We start from the raw sequence: 17562 nt of genomic DNA, 5'->3' as shown, positions 1-17562 counted from the left end.
CACATTAAGTGGTGGGACGGATCTGGGGAGTCAACATCGAGTAACGCGCCGGGCAAGGTCTTCCCAGCCGGCGGCCAGGCGCTCGGTGGTCATCCCGAGATCGCGCACCTGATGAAGGACAAGCGACGCTTCGAGCGGTGCCAACAGTGCTGAAGCGAGCAGATCGAGGTCGCCCTCGACGCCGGCTCCTCGAAGAAGTCCGATGACGTGAGCGATGCCGAGTGCTCGTGCCGGACCGCCGAAGCGGTATTCAGGAGCGTTTTCCGCCGCTCGGAGGACTTCGCCCTGTACTTCCACCATGGCGATCCGGGCTCGTCCGAACGCGATGAGGCGCTCGATCGGCGGCGCGCCAGGACCCAACGGTGGGGGGCCGAACATGAATGCCTGCTGCAGTTCTCGCTCGGTGTGATCGAGCAGTGCCTGCATCAGTCCCGATCGATTGCCGAAGCGCCGAAAAACTGTGCCCTTGCCCACACCGGCCCGGCACGCGACGGCATCCATCGTGACCGCGTCGACACCTCGCTCGGCGACGAGGAGGGCTGCGGCGTCGAGCAGAAGTACGCGGTTACGTGCTGCGTCACCGCGCTCGACGGGTACGGCGCCGATCTGGGGGAGGGGGATTGCGCTCACGGGATCAGGTTACAGGGCCGGGGAATGTAAGTGGACCGCGGTCCGTTTAGTTGATATAACTTTCAACCGGAGCCACCAACCGCACCACTCTCGAAGGAATCTCGTTATGTCACAGACCAATGTTCTCGTTCTCGTCGGCAGCCTGCGCGCCGGATCCGTCAATCGCCAGCTTGCCGAGACGGCTGTGTCCGCCGCACCCGAGGGTGCAACGCTGACGGTCTTCGAAGGCCTCGCCGACGTCCCCTTCTACAACGAAGACATCGACGTCGAGGGTGCTTCCATTCCCGCTGTGGACGCACTGCGCGCCGCTGCGAGCGACGCTGACGCGTTCCTGCTCGTCACCCCCGAATACAACGGCACCATCCCCGCAGTTCTGAAGAACGCCATCGACTGGATCTCGCGTCCGTACGGTGTCGGTGCAGTCAAGGACAAGGCTGTCGCAGTCATCAGCGCTTCGCCCAGCGGCAACGGCGCCAAGTGGGCACACGAAGACACCACCAAGGCAGTCCGCATCGCCGGCGGCAAGGTCGTCGAGGACACCGCACTGAGCATCGGTGGAACCGGCGCACTGTTCGGTGAGCTGCACCCGCGTGAGAACGCAGAGGTGCTCGCGCAGGTCTCCAAGGTCGTCTCCGACCTCGTCGACGCCAGCAAGCAGCTCGTCAACGCGTAATCCGTTTCACGAGTGAGGGCCATGCCGGAAGGTATGGCCCTCACTCGTATGCGAGTCGCGCCCATATGTGCGCTAGAGCCCTTCGCGTTCCATCGCGTCGTCGACGGCGTCGCGAACCGACTCGAAATCCTTGCCGGCCATCATCGCTTCGCCCATCGCGGCGTCGATACGGTCGGCGACGACGGCGTACCGACGCTCCCAGTTCTCCTTGTCCTCCCGCCAGTAACCCATCACGTGCATGCGGGGTGCCGGGATTTCCGATGTTCGACGCAGATGGGCGCGGATGCGTCTGGCGGTCGCGGCCTCGACTGCGCACCAGATGTAGCCCTCGCCGCGAGGCAGGGGAATGGCAGCCAATTCGGCGAGCAGTGAGTCTGCTTCGTCGATCCATCGGTAGTGAGCGTCGGCGCGAGTCGTGAACGTCTGCTGTTCGCTCGGCGCGGGCACCTGTGCAATGACGTGGATCGGTAGACCGTCGGGTGCTTCTTCCAAGATCCGCCCGATCGCTGGCAGTGCGGCATGATCGGCGACGAGTAGCAGCCAGTCGCACTCTGCCGGCGGCTTGAACCACCCGCTCGCAGTCGAGAGATCTACGGTCTCGCCCGGTTGCGCATTCTCGGCCCAGAGCGCAGCTCCGCCGTGGCCGTGGAGAACGAAGTCGATCTCCAGTTCGTTCTTCGTGGGCTGCCAGCGGCGGACCGTGTAACTACGGGCGTGAGGGGGATCGAGGGGGAATCTGACGAGCACCCGTTCGTCGGGGCTCCCGCTCGTCTCGAAGTCGCTCAGGCCCGCACCGCCGAAGGTGATTCTGCGCATCTTAGGTGTCACCTGCTGCGTTCTCGTCACGGTTGCCTTGTGGCGCGGAGCTTCGTCCTTCGGGGGTGTTTCCACGACGCTCATGGTAGGTCCGAGTAGTGGTTTTCAGATGCTGTCGGGCCTGCGGCCGAAATGTGACGGGCGACACGCCGACGCGCCGGAAGATGTGTGCGCTGAACTGGGGCTACCTGGGAATTTCAACGATGTGACTCACAACATCTCGCGTTATGTGTTTCTGTCGGCCACTAGGTGTAGTGTCTTGAGCACTGAGAGACCACAACGCGGAACGCCTCGAGCGAGACTCCGGCAATCGGTCGAATCGGTGCTGAACATCACTACATCGGCCTTTGTTGGCTAAGCGAAAGAGGGACTCTCATGAGCATCACCGTCTACACCAAGCCCGCTTGCGTTCAGTGCAATGCCACCTACCGCGCCCTCGACAAGGCCGGTCTCGAATACAACATCATCGACATCACCGAGGATGCCGAAGCCCGCGACTACGTCATGGCTCTCGGGTACCTCCAGGCGCCCATCGTGGTTGCCGGTGAAGATCACTGGTCGGGTTTCCGTCCCGATCGCATCAAGACCCTGACCGTCGCTGCTTGAAGCGCCGCAGTGTCGGCGGTGGACACCTCCGCCGACACATCTGAGTAGTTCCGGGCACCGTACAAGAAAATGGTGACAACCGATGACTTCGCTGGTCTATTTTTCCAGCGTGTCGGAGAACACCCACCGATTCGTCCAACGTCTCGGCCTGCCTGCGACACGTATACCTATCCATGACCGTGACGGCTCATTTCGTGTAGACGAGCCCTATGTGCTGATTCTGCCCACCTATGGTGGCGGGGTCACCGTGACAGGGCGCGACACCAGTTATGTGCCGAAGCCGGTCATTCGTTTTTTGAACAATCCACACAACAGGTCGTTGATCAGAGCAGTGATCGCGGCGGGAAACACCAATTTCGGTGAGTCCTTTTGCTATGCAGGAAACATCATTTCCCAGAAATGCCACGTTCCTTTTCTGTACCGGTTCGAACTCATGGGCACTGCCGAGGATGTCGACCGAGTACGAGAAGGCTTGGGGGAGTTCTGGAATCATCTCGAAACAGAGAAGGAGCACGGGCAGTGGCGCCAACCATCACTGACACGATCGCGGCAGGAAGCGTAGAGCGTGATGCACGCGGCGGCGATTCCACCAACGGTCTCGACTACCACGCACTCAATGCCATGCTCAACCTGTACGGCGCCAACGGTGAGATCCAGTTCGAGATGGATGTCGCTGCAGCCCGTCAGTACTTCTTGCAGCACGTCAACCAGAACACCGTGTTCTTCCACAACCTCGACGAGAAGCTGGACTACCTCGTCGAGGAAAACTATTACGAGCCCGAGGTTCTCGATCAGTACTCACGTACTTTCGTGAAGTTCCTGATCGATCACGCGTACGCCAAGAAGTTCCGCTTCCCGACGTTCCTGGGTGCATTCAAGTACTACACCTCCTACACGCTCAAGACCTTCGACGGTAAGCGCTACCTCGAGCGTTTCGAAGATCGTGTCTGCATGGTTGCGCTCACCCTGGCCGCAGGCAACGAAGACTTGGCCGTCGAACTCGTCGACGAGATCATCGCCGGACGCTTCCAGCCCGCCACCCCGACGTTCCTGAACTCGGGCAAGAAGCAGCGCGGTGAGCCCGTGTCCTGCTTCCTGCTTCGTATCGAAGACAACATGGAGTCCATCGGTCGCTCCATCAACTCGGCACTGCAGCTGTCCAAGCGCGGTGGCGGTGTTGCCTTGCTGCTCACCAATGTTCGTGAGCACGGCGCCCCGATCAAGAAGATCGAGAACCAGAGTTCGGGTGTCATCCCGATCATGAAGCTTCTCGAGGACTCGTTCTCCTACGCCAACCAGTTGGGTGCGCGTCAGGGCGCCGGCGCCGTGTACCTCCATGCGCACCACCCCGACATCTACCGCTTCCTCGACACCAAGCGTGAGAACGCCGACGAGAAGATCCGCATCAAGACGCTCTCTCTCGGCGTCGTGATCCCGGACATCACTTTCGAACTGGCGAAGAAGAACGAGGACATGTACCTGTTCTCGCCGTACGACGTCGAGCGCATCTACGGAGTTCCGTTCTCCGACATCAACGTCTCCGAGAAGTACTACGAGATGGTCGACGACAAGCGAATTCGCAAGTCCAAGATCAAGGCTCGCGAGTTCTTCCAGACCGTCGCCGAATTGCAGTTCGAATCGGGCTACCCCTACATCATGTTCGAGGACACGGTGAACCGGGCAAACCCGATCGAAGGCAAGATCACGCACTCGAACCTGTGCTCGGAGATCCTGCAGGTTTCGACGCCTTCACTGTTCAACGACGACCTGTCCTACTCGAAGGTCGGCAAGGACATCTCCTGCAACCTGGGTTCGCTGAACATCGCGAAGACCATGGACTCGCCCGACTTCGCGAAGACCATCGAAGTGTCGATCCGCGGATTGACGGCAGTGTCCGACCAGACGCACATCTACTCGGTGCCGTCGATCGAGCAGGGCAACAACGACTCTCACGCCATCGGCCTCGGTCAGATGAACCTGCACGGATACCTCGCTCGTGAGCGGATCTTCTACGGCAGCGAAGAAGGCATCGACTTCACGAACATCTACTTCTACACCGTGCTGTTCCACGCACTGCGTGCGTCGAACAAGATCGCCATCGAGCGCGGCTCGTACTTCAAGGGTTTCCCGGAGTCGAAGTACGCCTCGGGTGAATTCTTCGACAAGTACACCGACCAGGTCTGGGAGCCTGCAACCGACAAGGTTCGCGGACTCTTCGCCGATGCGAAGCTGCACATCCCCACCCAGGACGACTGGCGTGAGCTGAAGGCTTCGGTTCAGAAGCACGGTATCTACAACCAGAACCTTCAGGCCGTCCCGCCGACCGGCTCGATCTCGTATATCAACTACTCCACCAGCTCCATCCACCCGGTGGCGTCGAAGATCGAGATCCGCAAGGAAGGCAAGATCGGTCGCGTCTACTACCCGGCGCCCTACCTGACCAACGACAACCTGGAGTACTACCAGGATGCCTACGAAATCGGGTACGAGAAGATCGTCGACACCTATGCTGCCGCAACGCAACACGTCGACCAGGGCCTGTCGCTGACGCTGTTCTTCAAGGACACCGCCACCACCCGCGACATCAACAAGGCGCAGATCTACGCGTGGCGTAAGGGCATCAAGACGCTGTACTACATCCGTCTGCGTCAGATGGCACTCGAAGGCACCGAGGTCGAGGGCTGCGTTTCCTGCATGCTGTAAAGGGCTCCGCCCCCGTGCGCCTTTTCGGTAGTGGTTACTACCGAAAAGGCGCACAGGGGTATCAGGCCGGCGGACGGCCTGGACCGTGCATCTTGCCGGCATTCTTCGGCATTCGACCGTGCTCGGTGAGTGCGCGCCGAAGGAGAAACTCGATCTGGGCGTTGGTACTTCGGAGATCGTCGGCGGCCCAGCGGGCAAGCGCGTCGTGCACCGCTGGGTCCAACCGAAGCAGGATCTTCTTACGCTCCGATCTCGGAGCTGGATCCGTGGCCATGTGGCCTTTCCTTTACTGGTAGAGCGAACCGGTGTTCAGCACCGGTTGTGCGTCGCGGTCGCCGCACAGCACGACCAGAAGGTTACTGATCATCGTGGCCTTGCGTTCCTCGTCGAGTTCGACGACGTGCTTTTCCTCGAGCTGCTTGAGTGCCATGTCGACCATGGACACCGCACCTTCGACGATTTGCTTGCGGGCGGCGATCACTGCACCCGCTTGCTGGCGCCGAAGCATTGCGCTGGCGATCTCGGGTGCATACGAGAGCCTGTTGATGCGTGTCTCGATAACTTCGACACCCGCCGCACGCACGCGGGCGTGAACCTCCTCCGACAAGGTGGTGGTGATGATATCGGCGTTCTCGCGCAACGAGACTCGGCCTTCGGCGTCGTACGGGTAGCTGCCGGCGATATGGCGGACGGCCGCCTCGGTCTGCACCGAGACGAACTCCTCGTAGTCGTCCACCTGGAACGACGCGAGCGCTGTGTCGGCAACTTGCCAGACGACCACCGCCGAGATCTCGATGGGATTTCCGTCGGCGTCGTTCACTTTCGCCTGACCGGTCTCGTGGTTTCGGATACGCGTCGAGATCGATCGACGGACAGTCAGCGGATTTGTCCATCGCAGTCCCGGCGTGCGCAGGGTGCCGCTGTACGAGCTTCCCAGGAGTTGAAGGACTCGGGCTTGATTCGGTTGCACCAAGGTCAGGCCCATCAGCAGGGGGAGTGACGCGATGAACAGCACCACACCGACCGGAATCAGGGTGAAGAGTCCCAGAACTCCGCCAACGACGGACAGCGCGATTCCGGCCAGGAAGAGAAGTACGCCGCCGAGGAGCATCCAGCTGCCGGACAGGTCCCAGCCTGGGCGTTCGGCGATCGTTGTGGTGGCGACTCCGGTCGGTTTCTCGGCCACGGTGGGTGTGCTGGTCATGCGGGACTCGCTTTCCATCGGTAAGTGATATTTAATTGATATCACATTTTTTGTACTCGTGGAGGGGCGCGTGCGACACATGTTGTTGTGTTGGCATCGCGGACCCGACACAACGGGTAGTGTTCAGGCAAGCCAACATTCGGCAGTATCTCTCTCGCTAGGTAGGAATTATGGTCAAGCTGGTCAGTCGCGTTTCCGCCATCAACTGGAATCGCGTCCAGGACGAGAAGGACGCCGAGGTATGGGATCGCCTCGTCAGCAATTTCTGGCTGCCCGAAAAGGTGCCGGTCTCCAACGACATCCCGTCCTGGGGAACGCTGACCGCGCAGGAGCAGCAGCTCACCATGCGCGTCTTCACGGGCCTGACGCTGCTCGACACCATCCAGGGAACGGTCGGCGCCGTCAGCCTCATCCCGGACGCGATCACTCCCCACGAAGAAGCGGTGTACACCAACATCGCCTTCATGGAATCGGTGCACGCGAAGAGTTACAGCTCGATCTTCTCGACGCTGTGCTCCACCCCGGACATCGACGACGCGTTCCGCTGGTCGGAGGAGAACCCCAACCTGCAGCGCAAGGCGCAGATCGTTCTCGACTACTACAACGGCGAGTCGCCGCTCAAGCGCAAGGTCGCCTCGACGCTCCTCGAGAGCTTCCTCTTCTACTCCGGCTTCTACCTGCCGATGTACTGGTCCTCGCGAGCCAAGCTCACCAACACCGCAGACCTCATCCGCCTCATCATCCGCGACGAGGCCGTGCACGGGTACTACATCGGCTACAAGTACCAGAAGGGCCTCGAACAGCTCACCGAGGCCGAGCGTGAAGAGCTCAAGAACTACACGTTCGAGCTGCTCTTCGAGCTCTACGAGAACGAGGTCGACTACACGCAGGACCTCTACGACGGCGTCGGCCTGACCGAGGATGTCAAGAAGTTCCTGCGCTACAACGCCAACAAGGCGCTCAACAATCTCGGCTACGAAGGCCTCTTCCCGAAGGACGAGACGGACGTCAATCCGGCTATCCTGTCGGCACTTTCACCGAATGCGGACGAGAATCACGACTTCTTCTCCGGCTCGGGAAGCTCCTACGTCATCGGCAAAGCCGTCAACACCGAAGACGACGACTGGGATTTCTAGAGCGACCCTGCACCCAACGAAGCCCGACTCCTGCACACGCGGGAATCGGGCTTCGGTCGTCGATGGGGGAGTGGGTCAGCGCAGAAACCACGCTTCCGGCTTGTCCAGCAATGCTTTTGCGAGGCGCAGACGCGAGGTTTCCGTCATGTCCGAAGGCAATCCGCTCGGCGCGAACCACGCGACCTCGAGGTTTTCGTCGTCCGCCACGTGTGCATCTCCGCCGGTCCACCTGGCCAGGAAGCAGACGTCGAGGTACTGGGTCACGTCACCATTGGGGTACGTAATGGGTTCTGTGACATCGACACTCGTGATCCGAATCAATTCGGCGTCGACGCCGGTTTCTTCCTTCGCCTCCCGCACCGCCGCCGCCGACGGTTCCTCTCCGGGCTCGAGAACGCCGGACACGACGGCCCACTGACCGTTGTCGGCGCGGCGGGTGAGCAGGACCCGGCCGTCGTCGTCGCGGATCACGACGCTCACGCCGGACAGCCAGAGCGGCGCATGACCGACCTTCTCGCGCAAAGCGACAATGAATTCCGGGATCGGCATGATCAGAACCCGACCGTCACAGTTGTGGCGAGCCGCCTCGAATGTGGGAGTAGCGGTTCGTTCCAGTCAGCTCGCATATCCGTTCAAGGTTCCCTTCAAGTCCGCCAATACGGCACGGGCGGCAGTCATCCCGTTTCCGTTCCAGATTTCGTCTTCAGCGACGAACACACGCCGGTCGGTGGCGGCGGCGAGGTCCTGCCACTGGTCGCTCTTCATGATCTCGGTGCCGTAGGTACGGCCGTTCGGCCCGTCGAAGAGTACGTAGATCAAGTCACCTTCGGCGGCGCTGAGATCGTCGGCCGGAATCGGTGCTGTGGTCGCATCGGTCAATCGCTGCGCCGGTGGGCGCCGGACGCCGACGTCGCTGAGGACCTGTCCGGCGAAGGATGCGGGACCCTCGATCTGCAGGTCCTTCGAACCGAACCGAACCACTGATGCCTGCGTCTGTGATGCATTCAATGCGTCGCCGAGTTGCACGACGTCCTGCTGGTAGCGGTCCAGCTCCGTCGCAGCCGCGGACGAACGGCCAAGTGCCTGGCCGGCGAGGGCGAACTGCGCTTTCCAGTACACGGGATCCGCGCCGGCGAACACGGTGGGGGCGATGGCGTCGAGTTGCCCGTACAAACCGTCGGACGCCGGACTGGACCCGAGGATCAAGTCCGGCGCGGCGGCCTTCACGGCGTTGACGTCGGGTGCGCTCACGGGGCCGACGCTCGGAATCTCCGAGATGCCGAAACCGAGGTACGACGGTTGAGGCGAGTCGACACCGGTCGCGGCGCCCACTACCCGCTCCCACAGACCGAGGGCGCACACGGCGTCCATCGAGACGCTGTCGAGGACCACGATCCGTTGGGGATCGGAAGGAACCTCGGTTTCACCCGCAGTGTGTACGACTCGACGCTTCACCCCGGGGCCCGCTCCCGGGTCGGCTTGCGTCGGCGTCGGGCACGCGGTGGCGGTGTCGCGTTCGATGCCCATCACGCCGGCACCGGCGATCGACGTAGTGGTCCGGACGATGGTGCTCGCGGGATCGTCCGACGAGTCGGACGAGCAACCACCGAGGACGAGCATCGTGGCAGCGATCCCCAGGATCGAGACACGACGAATGGACGTGCGGGCGGACGTGGTTGAGAGAACAGACGTACGTGAGAGAACAGACAAGTCGACGGCTTCCTGTGTGAGCGGGCGCCGTTCAGGTTAGCTGTTCGACTCAGCTGTTCTGCTTGTCCACCTCGAACGTGTCCGAGAGGTCGTCGAGGATCATGTGGGCGCCCTGGATGCTGACCGGCGACATCCAACGTGAATCGTCCACGTCGACCTTGCGTCCTCGAAGGGTCTGCCACAGCGGGCTCTCGAGGAACGGCTTCGCAGCTTCGGCGCTCTTGCCCTCGGCGTCCTGCCAGGTGCTGATGAAGATGACGTCCGCGTCGGCTTCGTTGATCAGCTCGGGGCTGATCTTCATCATGATGTTTCCGGCATCGGCGGGGTCAGGTCCCTGGTTGTCCGGGCGCTTCAATCCGGCGTCCTGAAGGACGATGCCGCTGAACGAGGTGGTGCGGTAGAGGCGTGCCGTCGGTTCACCGGCGAATCGGACTACCGAGATGACCGGGTTGTTCGCCTTCTCGTTGATTTCCTTGCCGACGGTGGCTGCGCGGGTTTCGTACTCGGTGATCTTCGCCTCGGCCAGTGACTCCTTGCCCAGCGCTTGACCGACCAGGCGGATGTTGTCCTTCCACGTCGGGCCGGTCGTCTGAGTGAAGACGGTGGGTGCGATCGCGGACAGTTGTTCGTAGTTCTTCCCGTCGCGGACCTCGGCGGAGATGATGAGGTCTGGCTGCAGTGCGGCGATCTTCTCGAGGCTTGCACTGCTGACCGTGCCGACCGAGACGGCGTCCGCGGCGAATTCCTCCCGCGAGGATCCGAGGTAGTCGGGCAGACCGGGCTCGCGGTAGTCGACGTAGCCGACGAGCGGGGATTCGAGGAGAAGGACTGCGTCGGTGAAGCTGTTGTCGAGCGCGACGATCCGCTGGGGTGCTGCCGGGATTTCGGTGCTTCCACGGAAGTGTTCGATCGTGCGGGGGAATGCGCCCGACTCGGTCGAGGTGGTGGTTGCAGCGGGCTCGTCGTTACTCGAGCAGGCTGGAACGACCAAGGCGATCGAGGCTGCGACGGCTACCAGCGCGGCGCGGCGGGGAAAGAATTTCACTGAATACTCCTGAGGTGAGTTAGGCGAGGGTGACCTTATCAGTGGAGGAGATGGCCGAAAACGGACACCGGCCGAATTCTTCGACGGGTACGACACGCCGATTCGGATGTGGGTTCGGACTCCCGAGGGAACATAAACCGCAGGTCGTTCGTTTGGTGCCCCCAAAAACGGATGCTCGAGTACGACGCAGAGTAGGACCGGGTCGCGGTGCCTCGGAGTCACGGTCTACGATTCGATGAGCGCAAGCCAGAAGCCGTTGTCCGCAGCCCGGGCGACGGACCCTGCGGGCGCAACCAAGGGCTCTTTGACGGAGTCTGCGGAGCGACCAAAGGCACATTCAGGAGGATCAGTGACTGCCGTAGCGCCCCAGCCAGTCCCCACGATAGCGCCGGCCAGGCCTTACCCGCCGCGGCAGGGACCCAAGGGCTCATTCATTTTCAAGATGATCACGACCACCGATCCCAAGGTGCTCGGAATCATGTACTTGGCGACTTCCATCGCCTTCTTCCTCATCGGTGGCCTCATGGCACTGATGATGCGTGCCGAACTTGCTGTACCCGGCATGCAGTTCCTTTCCAACGAACAGTTCAACCAGCTGTTCACCATGCACGGCACGATCATGCTGCTGCTGTACGCGACCCCGATCGTCTTCGGCTTCGCGAACTACATTCTTCCGCTCCAGATCGGTGCACCCGACGTCGCGTTCCCGCGTCTGAACGCGTTCAGCTACTGGCTGTACCTGTTCGGCGCGATCATCACGACGGCCGGATTCGTCACGCCCGGTGGCGCAGCAGACTTCGGTTGGACGGCATACACGCCGCTGACCAGCGCGCTGCACAGCCCCGGCGTCGGCGCCGACCTGTGGGTCTTGGGTCTGGCTGTCGCCGGCCTCGGCACCATCCTCGGTGGCGTCAACATGGTCACCACCGTGATTTGCCTGCGCGCACCCGGTATGACCATGTTCCGCATGCCGATCTTCACCTGGAACATCTTCATCACCAGCATCCTGATCCTGCTGGCGTTCCCGCTGCTGACCGCTGCATTCATGGGCCTGTTCGTCGACCGCCATCTCGGTGGACACATCTTCGACCCGGCAACGGGCGGTGTGCTGCTGTGGCAGCACCTGTTCTGGTTCTTCGGTCACCCCGAGGTGTACATCATCGCGCTGCCGTTCTTCGGCATCGTCTCGGAGATCTTCCCGGTCTTCAGCCGTAAGCCGATCTTCGGCTACAGCGGCCTGGTGTACGCAACGTTGGCCATCGCCGCTCTGTCGATCGCAGTGTGGGCTCACCACATGTACGCGACCGGCGCTGTTCTCCTGCCCTACTTCTCGTTCATGACGTTCCTGATCGCCGTGCCGACAGGTGTGAAGATCTTCAACTGGATCGGCACGATGTGGAAGGGGCAATTGACCTTCGAATCGCCGATGCTGTTCTCGATCGGCTTCCTGATCACCTTCCTCTTCGGTGGTCTGTCGGGCGTCATCCTCGCGAGCCCGCCGCTCGACTTCCACGTCACGGACAGCTACTTCGTCGTCGCCCACTTCCACTACGTGGTCTTCGGTACGGTCGTGTTCGCCACGTACGCCGGTATCTACTTCTGGTTCCCGAAGATGACCGGCCGCATGATGGACGAGCGCCTCGGCAAGTGGCACTTCTGGACCACGTTCGTCGGCTTCCACGGCACGTTCCTCGTCCAGCACTGGCTCGGTGCCGAAGGTATGCCGCGTCGTTACGCCGACTACCTGCCCTCGGACGGGTTCACGGTTCTGAACTCGGTGTCCACGATCTTCGCGTTCGTACTCGGTGCCTCGACGCTCCCGTTCATCTGGAACGTCTTCAAGAGTTACCGCTACGGCGAAGTGGTCACCGTCGACGATCCGTGGGGCTACGGAAACTCGCTCGAGTGGGCGACAACCTGCCCGCCGCCGCGTCACAACTTCACCGAGTTGCCGCGCATCCGCAGCGAGCGTCCGGCCTTCGAGCTGCACTACCCGCACATGGTGGAGCGAATGCGCGCAGAAGCGCACGTCGGCCCCGGTCACGGTGGGAAGAACGCCAGCACCGTGCTCGAAGATGCTCGTCACGAGCCGCTCACAGTCGGGGACGAAGGCGACCCCGGCACCGACAGCCGCTCCTGAGCGAAGTAACACACTGAAGTAATCAGCGAAGGCCCCGCCCGAGTAACGGGTGGGGCCTTTCGCTTGGCACAATAGTGACGATCAAGACGCGAACGAAGAAACGATCGGAGTTTTCGGTGGGTGCCTCTGACACCACTGTTCTGGTGACTGTGACCGGGCCGGACCGCCCTGGCGTCACCTCGGTACTGTTCGCGGCGCTGTCGCGGCACGATGTGCGTCTGCTCGACGTGGAGCAGGTGGTGATTCGAGGTCGACTGACACTCGGCGTCATGGTGGCCTGCCCGAACGATCCCGAAGCCCTTCAGGAAGAGCTCGAACAGGCGATGGCGACGGTCGGAATGAACGTCGACATCGAAATCGGTGCCGATCCAGGTCGACCTGCAGTGTCCACTCACGCGGTCGTTGTTCTCGGCAGCCCCGTCAATGCCCGCGCAATGCGCTCGGTAGCACGCGAACTCGCGAAGCAGGGCGCCAACATCGACTCCATCCGTGGTGTCGCCGACTATCCGGTCACCGGCCTCGAACTCAGCGTCAGCGCAGCCGATACTGTCGACGGCGACGCGAAGCTGCGTACCGGACTCGCCGAGGTCGCCGCTCTCGAAAACGTCGACATCGCAGTCGAGCGCGCAGGACTGGCTCGCCGGGCCAAGCGTCTGATCGTGTTCGACGTGGACTCGACGCTCGTACAGGGCGAGGTCATCGAGATGCTCGCCGCGAAGGCCGGCGTCGAGGACGAGGTCCGCGCCGTCACCGAAGCTGCGATGCGCGGCGAGATCGACTTCACCGAATCACTGCACCAGCGTGTGGCGACACTCGCCGGTCTCGACGCGTCCGTCATCGACGAGGTGGCAGAGAGCATCGAACTGACGCCGGGGGCGCGCACCACGATTCGCACCCTGCGCCGCCTCGGATTCCACTGCGGCGTGGTGTCCGGCGGTTTCCGCCAGGTCATCGAAGGCCTCGCACACGAACTCGAACTGGACTTCGTGCACGCCAACACCCTCGAGATCGTCGACGGCAAGCTGACCGGACGTGTGATCGGTGAAATCGTCGACCGCGCCGCGAAGGCCGTTGCGCTGCGCAAGTTCGCCGATCAGGTCGGTGTGCCGATGGAACAGACTGTCGCCGTCGGTGACGGTGCCAACGACATCGACATGCTCAACGCCGCGGGACTGGGTGTGGCGTTCAACGCCAAGCCCGCGTTGCGGGAGGTCGCGGACGCGGCTTTGTCGCATCCCTTCCTCGATGCTGTGCTGTTCATTCTCGGTGTGACCCGCGACGAGGTCGAGGCTGCGGACGCCGTCGACGGTGGCGTACGACGCGTACCGATTCCATGAGTTCCGATCCAGCAGTCAGTTCCGATCCCGATTCTCGCTGGAGCGAGCGCCACGCGGTGTTGGCCGCTGGGTACGGTGGGCGAGACGATCCCGCGGATCCGGCACTGGTGTTGGCGATGCCGATCATTCTCCACATCCCGAAGGCAGACCCGCCGAAGCGCACTGCACTGCTCGAGGCTGCCGCAACGGCGGCAGTGGCGCTGTGCCTGGACGAACGCGTCGGGTTCACCGAAGACGGGGAGCCCGGCCCGTGGCACGAGGACTATTCGGCGTGGGTGGGTGCCCGGATCCGGAAAGTGTCTCGCCGAGCGCGTGGAGCCCAGTGGCTCGCCGCGCAAGAGGTACCGGGAATCACCGTCGACGTGGATGGCGCCCAGGCGCGGGCTCTGGTTCCCGGGCCGGTCGGAGAACTGGACCCGCGAATCAAGAAGTTGCAGATCGGTGGCACCGACCTGGAGCACGACGAGCCTGGCCAGCCCGAGCCCGGTCTTCCGGTGCTGTGGATCGACTCGGAGCTCGAGATGACGGTAGGCAAGGCGTCGGCACAGGTAGGGCATGCCTCGATGTTGTTGGCAGCGGCCATGTCCGAGAAACAGTGCTGGGTATGGGCGCAGAACGACTTTCGCTGCTCGGTACGCGACGCAAGTCCGAAACAGTGGGCCGAGGCAGTAGACCGATTGAAGCGGTCGGAGGCTGTCGCGGTTCGTGATGCGGGCTTCACGGAAGTGGCACCAGGCTCCATGACAGTCATTGCGGTTCCTTAGAGACCTAACCGACCAGTCCAGTATCGACAACTTGGCTATGGATGAACAGTCCAGTGGCCTTCAAGATGGTCGAGTGTTGATACGGAGATTCGCCTCGCTGTTCGTTGGTCTGTGGTTGTACGGCTTCTCGATGGCCATGATGATCACAGCCGGCCTCGGACTGGACCCCTGGGATGTGTTCCATCAGGGCGTGGCCGAGCATGTTTCGCTCAGTTTCGGCGTGATCACTGCGATTACCGGTGCGGTGGTACTGCTGCTCTGGATTCCGATCCGTCAGCGGCCAGGGTTCGGCACGGTCGCCAATGTCGTGGTCATTGCAATCTCGGTGGATACTTCACTGGCCTTCTTGCCGGTCTTTGATTCCATGCCAGTTCGCGCCGCGATCATGGTCGCGGGAATCCTCCTCAACGGACTGGCCAGCGTTCTCTACATCGGGGCAGGCATGGGGCCGGGTCCCCGCGACGGGTTGATGACAGGACTGGTGGCGCGCACCGGCTTGTCGGTCAGGCTCGTGCGTACCAGCATCGAAATCGCGGTCCTCGCTACCGGATGGCTCCTCGGTGGAACGGTTGGCGTCGGAACAGTGTTGTACGCCTTCGGGATCGGGCCGACGATTCAATTACTGATCAAGGTGCTGCCGGATTCCATGACAGCAGCGGTTACCGGCGGACGTGTCACGGAACGTAAGGCCAAGACCGTGGGTCCGGTCAATGAGATCTCCGTGCCGACGGGAACTTCGGCCGTGGAGGCAGGTTCGCCGGTCGGTGACGCCGAATCGAACGATGCAGTCAATGTGCCGTCGAACCATTCCGGAGTGCCGACGGTGACCTGAACCGGTCCACCGGAATGCAGGATCAGGAGCCAACTGTCGTCACCGAGTGGGCGCCCGGTCCGAGTGTGAGACCGAACGTCGGCTCCGTCGATCCAGGCCTGCAGCGTTCGGTGACTCTCGTCGTACCATGCGGTGTCGTCGAACTCGACGCCGGCAGCGTCGAACCAGACGAGGTCCGGGTGCTCCAGTCTTCTTCTGCCTTCGAAGAATTCGGGCTGACGCAACGCCGGTGCCGCTCGGCGTAATCCGAACGCTCGGGAGACGAACTGCACCAACGACTGATCGGCCGCCGTCCAGTCCAGGGCCCACGAATCGGCCGGGGAGGCAAGTGTGGGAACACAATACGCGTTGTTGTTTCCGCCGAGACTGTGGCCGAACTCGTCTCCGGCGGTGAGCATCGGTGTGCCTGTCGACAGCACGAGCGTGGCCAGTAGCGCCCGTACATGACGTGCCCTGGCGTCCTGAATCTCGGGATCGGTGCTGGGGCCTTCGATTCCGTGGTTGAACGAATCGTTGTGATCGGCGCCGTCACGATTGTCTTCACCGTTGGCTTCGTTGTGCTTGTGGTTGTACGCGACCAGATCGGCGGCGGTGAACCCGTCGTGCGCTGTGACGAAGTTGATCGACGCCCATGGGCGACGGCCGCTGCCGACAAAGATGTCCTCGGAACCGGCGAGGCGCGACGCGACCTTCCGGACGCTGGAGCCGCCGTTCCAGAACTGGCGAATAGTGCTGCGATACTTGTCGTTCCATTCCGACCATTGGAGTCCGAAGTTTCCGACCTGGTAACCGTCGGCAGTGGCATCCCACGGTTCGGCGATGAGCTTGCACCGGGTCAGTACCGGATCGGAGGAGATGGCCGACAAGATGGACGCCCGCTGGTCGAAGCCGCCGCCGCGCGGCCTACCCAACGCGCTCGCGAGATCGAATCGGAAGCCGTCGACACCCATTTCGGTGGCCCAGTAGCGGAGGCTGTCGGTGATCATGCGGACGGCGATGGGGGAGCAGGCGTCGACCGTGTTGCCGCACCCGGTCAGGTCGATGTCGCGGCCGTCGCCGTCGAGAAGGTAGTAGCCTGGGCCGTCCAAACCTCGCCAGCTGACGCTGATTCCGTCGACACTCTGCTCGCAGGTGTGGTTGTAGACGACGTCGAGGATGACCTCGATGCCTGCCGCGTGTAGTGCGTCGACCATGATCCGGAACTCGGTGACTTCGCCGCCCGAAGTTGCCGCGTATCCGGGATGCGGGGCGAAGTACGACGCCGTCGAGTATCCCCAGTGGTTGCGCATTCCTCGCTCGCGGACGCTGTGCTCGGTCAGAAACGCCTGTACGGGAAGCAGTTCCACGGCGGTGACGCCGAGTGAGACGAGGTGATCGATCACGGCCGGTGCCGTCAGGCCGAGGTACGTTCCGCGGTGGGTGGCGGGTACTCCTGGATGACTGGCGGTGTACGCGCCCACATGCAGTTCGTAGATCACGCTTTCCTCCCACGGCGTCTCGAGGCGGGCTCCGGCGGGCACGAGGCCGGGAGTCACCACGGACAGCGGCACGTGGCCGAGCGAGTCGAGGGTAGACGGGTCGCCGAAAGGATCGTCGGCGTACGACAGGAGGGCACGGTGGTCACCGAGTTCCCCCTCGATGCGGCGCGCCCACGGATCGATGAGCAGCTTGTGTGGATTCAGTCTCAGTCCGGCGCGCGGATTCCACGGGCCGCTTGCCCGAATTCCGTATCGCTGCCCCGCACCGATCCCGGCGATGATCCCGTGCCAGATTCCGTACGTGTGTTGCCGGAGTTCGACGCGATCTTCGTTTCCGTCCTGGTCGATCAGGCAGATCTGGACGCTCGACGCAGCTGGTGCGTGGACCGCGAACTGGGTTCCGGAGTCCACGATGTTGGCGCCGAGTGGGAACGGAGACCCGGGCGTCGGGGTGCGAGTTTCGATGAGAGGCGACACGCAAGATGATC

General features: G+C 62.4%; 16 protein-coding genes and 1 pseudogene. 9 read left to right on the top strand and 8 right to left on the bottom strand.

Annotated elements, in window-relative coordinates; translation table 11 throughout:
• Positions 1–30: 30 nt before the first annotated feature.
• Positions 31–630 carry a TetR/AcrR family transcriptional regulator gene (locus H351_RS20675; protein ID WP_019747883.1) on the bottom strand — a complete coding sequence of 200 codons (600 nt, stop codon included), beginning with the start codon at positions 628–630 and terminating at the stop codon, positions 31–33.
• 106 nt (positions 631–736) lie between these two features.
• Here H351_RS20675 and H351_RS20670 point away from each other — a divergent pair, with 106 nt between their 5' ends.
• Positions 737–1303 (top strand): NAD(P)H-dependent oxidoreductase, encoded by a 567-nt coding sequence (locus tag H351_RS20670; RefSeq protein WP_019747884.1) that lies wholly within the window; start codon positions 737–739, stop codon positions 1301–1303.
• A gap of 72 nt (positions 1304–1375) precedes the next feature.
• Here the strand turns inward: H351_RS20670 and H351_RS20665 are convergent, their stop codons facing one another.
• Positions 1376–2203 (bottom strand): siderophore-interacting protein, encoded by an 828-nt coding sequence (locus H351_RS20665; protein WP_029255086.1) that lies wholly within the window; start codon positions 2201–2203, stop codon positions 1376–1378.
• 291 nt (positions 2204–2494) lie between these two features.
• On the opposite strand from H351_RS20665, the gene nrdH reads away from it, so the two are divergent.
• From nrdH to nrdE, 3 genes are all read left to right on the top strand, one after another.
• Positions 2495–2725, top strand: coding sequence for a glutaredoxin-like protein NrdH (nrdH, locus tag H351_RS20660; protein ID WP_019747886.1), 231 nt, complete (start codon positions 2495–2497; stop codon positions 2723–2725).
• An 82-nt stretch (positions 2726–2807) separates the two neighbouring features.
• The gene (nrdI, locus tag H351_RS31505) at positions 2808–3287 is read left to right on the top strand and encodes a class Ib ribonucleoside-diphosphate reductase assembly flavoprotein NrdI (RefSeq protein WP_003944767.1); all 480 of its coding nucleotides are present in this window, start codon (positions 2808–2810) and stop codon (positions 3285–3287) included.
• Positions 3245–5428: a class 1b ribonucleoside-diphosphate reductase subunit alpha gene (nrdE, locus tag H351_RS20655; protein ID WP_029255087.1), complete on the top strand. Its 2184-nt coding sequence runs from the start codon at positions 3245–3247 to the stop codon at positions 5426–5428. Before nrdI ends, nrdE begins: the two co-directional genes overlap by 43 nt.
• A gap of 61 nt (positions 5429–5489) precedes the next feature.
• Here the strand turns inward: nrdE and H351_RS20650 are convergent, their stop codons facing one another.
• Together H351_RS20650 and H351_RS20645 are read right to left on the bottom strand one after the other, a co-directional pair.
• The gene (locus H351_RS20650; protein WP_003944723.1) at positions 5490–5702 is read right to left on the bottom strand and encodes a type II toxin-antitoxin system antitoxin; all 213 of its coding nucleotides are present in this window, start codon (positions 5700–5702) and stop codon (positions 5490–5492) included.
• Positions 5703–5714: 12 nt separating this feature from the next.
• The gene (locus tag H351_RS20645; protein ID WP_029255088.1) at positions 5715–6632 is read right to left on the bottom strand and encodes an SPFH domain-containing protein; all 918 of its coding nucleotides are present in this window, start codon (positions 6630–6632) and stop codon (positions 5715–5717) included.
• A gap of 170 nt (positions 6633–6802) precedes the next feature.
• Here H351_RS20645 and nrdF point away from each other — a divergent pair, with 170 nt between their 5' ends.
• Positions 6803–7768 carry a class 1b ribonucleoside-diphosphate reductase subunit beta gene (gene nrdF, locus H351_RS20640; protein ID WP_003944744.1) on the top strand — a complete coding sequence of 322 codons (966 nt, stop codon included), beginning with the start codon at positions 6803–6805 and terminating at the stop codon, positions 7766–7768.
• A gap of 75 nt (positions 7769–7843) precedes the next feature.
• Here nrdF and H351_RS20635 read toward each other — a convergent pair whose 3' ends face one another.
• The 3 genes from H351_RS20635 to H351_RS20625 all read right to left on the bottom strand — a co-directional run bounded on the left by H351_RS20635 (position 7844) and on the right by H351_RS20625 (position 10523).
• Positions 7844–8317, bottom strand: a complete 474-nt coding sequence (locus H351_RS20635) for an NUDIX hydrolase (protein ID WP_029255089.1) — start codon at positions 8315–8317, stop codon at positions 7844–7846.
• 66 nt (positions 8318–8383) lie between these two features.
• A complete protein-coding gene (locus H351_RS20630; protein WP_029255090.1) occupies positions 8384–9478 on the bottom strand; it encodes an iron-siderophore ABC transporter substrate-binding protein in 1095 nt (364 codons plus the stop codon).
• A 49-nt stretch (positions 9479–9527) separates the two neighbouring features.
• Positions 9528–10523 (bottom strand): ABC transporter substrate-binding protein, encoded by a 996-nt coding sequence (locus H351_RS20625; RefSeq protein ID WP_019747891.1) that lies wholly within the window; start codon positions 10521–10523, stop codon positions 9528–9530.
• A 349-nt stretch (positions 10524–10872) separates the two neighbouring features.
• Between H351_RS20625 and ctaD the strand changes: the two genes are divergently transcribed.
• The 4 genes from ctaD (at position 10873) to yczE (ending at position 15596) form a co-directional block, all read left to right on the top strand.
• Positions 10873–12663 (top strand): aa3-type cytochrome oxidase subunit I, encoded by a 1791-nt coding sequence (gene ctaD, locus H351_RS20620; RefSeq protein WP_020907234.1) that lies wholly within the window; start codon positions 10873–10875, stop codon positions 12661–12663.
• Between the two features lie 116 nt (positions 12664–12779).
• Positions 12780–14000 (top strand): phosphoserine phosphatase SerB, encoded by a 1221-nt coding sequence (gene serB, locus H351_RS20615; RefSeq protein WP_020969288.1) that lies wholly within the window; start codon positions 12780–12782, stop codon positions 13998–14000.
• Positions 13997–14764, top strand: coding sequence for a peptidyl-tRNA hydrolase (locus tag H351_RS20610; protein ID WP_029255091.1), 768 nt, complete (start codon positions 13997–13999; stop codon positions 14762–14764). Before serB ends, H351_RS20610 begins: the two co-directional genes overlap by 4 nt.
• Before the next feature lie 37 nt (positions 14765–14801).
• The gene (yczE, locus tag H351_RS32205) at positions 14802–15596 is read left to right on the top strand and encodes a membrane protein YczE (RefSeq protein ID WP_029255092.1); all 795 of its coding nucleotides are present in this window, start codon (positions 14802–14804) and stop codon (positions 15594–15596) included.
• Here the strand turns inward: yczE and glgX are convergent.
• Positions 15509–17551 (bottom strand): annotated as a pseudogene (gene glgX, locus H351_RS20605) (glycogen debranching protein GlgX); the annotation flags it as partial. The gene yczE and the pseudogene glgX sit on opposite strands and share 88 nt — an antisense overlap.
• Positions 17552–17562: the final 11 nt, after the last annotated feature.

This window comes from Rhodococcus erythropolis R138, assembly GCF_000696675.2.
Taxonomy (GTDB): domain Bacteria; phylum Actinomycetota; class Actinomycetes; order Mycobacteriales; family Mycobacteriaceae; genus Rhodococcus_F; species Rhodococcus_F erythropolis.
Note: the sequence above shows the minus strand (reverse complement) of the source record. Positions and strands in the feature narration are given on the sequence as shown.

Bases quoted from the DNA above. Each gene is read 5' to 3' on its own strand.
- H351_RS20610 (WP_029255091.1), top strand. From the start codon at position 13,997: ATGAGTTCCGATCCAGCAGTCAGTTCCGATCCCGATTCTCGCTGGAGC.
- H351_RS20645 (WP_029255088.1), bottom strand. From the start codon at position 6,632: ATGACCAGCACACCCACCGTGGCCGAGAAACCGACCGGAGTCGCCACC.
- yczE (WP_029255092.1), top strand. From the start codon at position 14,802: ATGGATGAACAGTCCAGTGGCCTTCAAGATGGTCGAGTGTTGATACGG.
- nrdH (WP_019747886.1), top strand. From the start codon at position 2,495: ATGAGCATCACCGTCTACACCAAGCCCGCTTGCGTTCAGTGCAATGCC.
- H351_RS20635 (WP_029255089.1), bottom strand. From the start codon at position 8,317: ATGCCGATCCCGGAATTCATTGTCGCTTTGCGCGAGAAGGTCGGTCAT.
- H351_RS20650 (WP_003944723.1), bottom strand. From the start codon at position 5,702: ATGGCCACGGATCCAGCTCCGAGATCGGAGCGTAAGAAGATCCTGCTT.
- nrdF (WP_003944744.1), top strand. From the start codon at position 6,803: ATGGTCAAGCTGGTCAGTCGCGTTTCCGCCATCAACTGGAATCGCGTC.
- H351_RS20665 (WP_029255086.1), bottom strand. From the start codon at position 2,203: ATGAGCGTCGTGGAAACACCCCCGAAGGACGAAGCTCCGCGCCACAAG.
- H351_RS20670 (WP_019747884.1), top strand. From the start codon at position 737: ATGTCACAGACCAATGTTCTCGTTCTCGTCGGCAGCCTGCGCGCCGGA.
- nrdI (WP_003944767.1), top strand. From the start codon at position 2,808: ATGACTTCGCTGGTCTATTTTTCCAGCGTGTCGGAGAACACCCACCGA.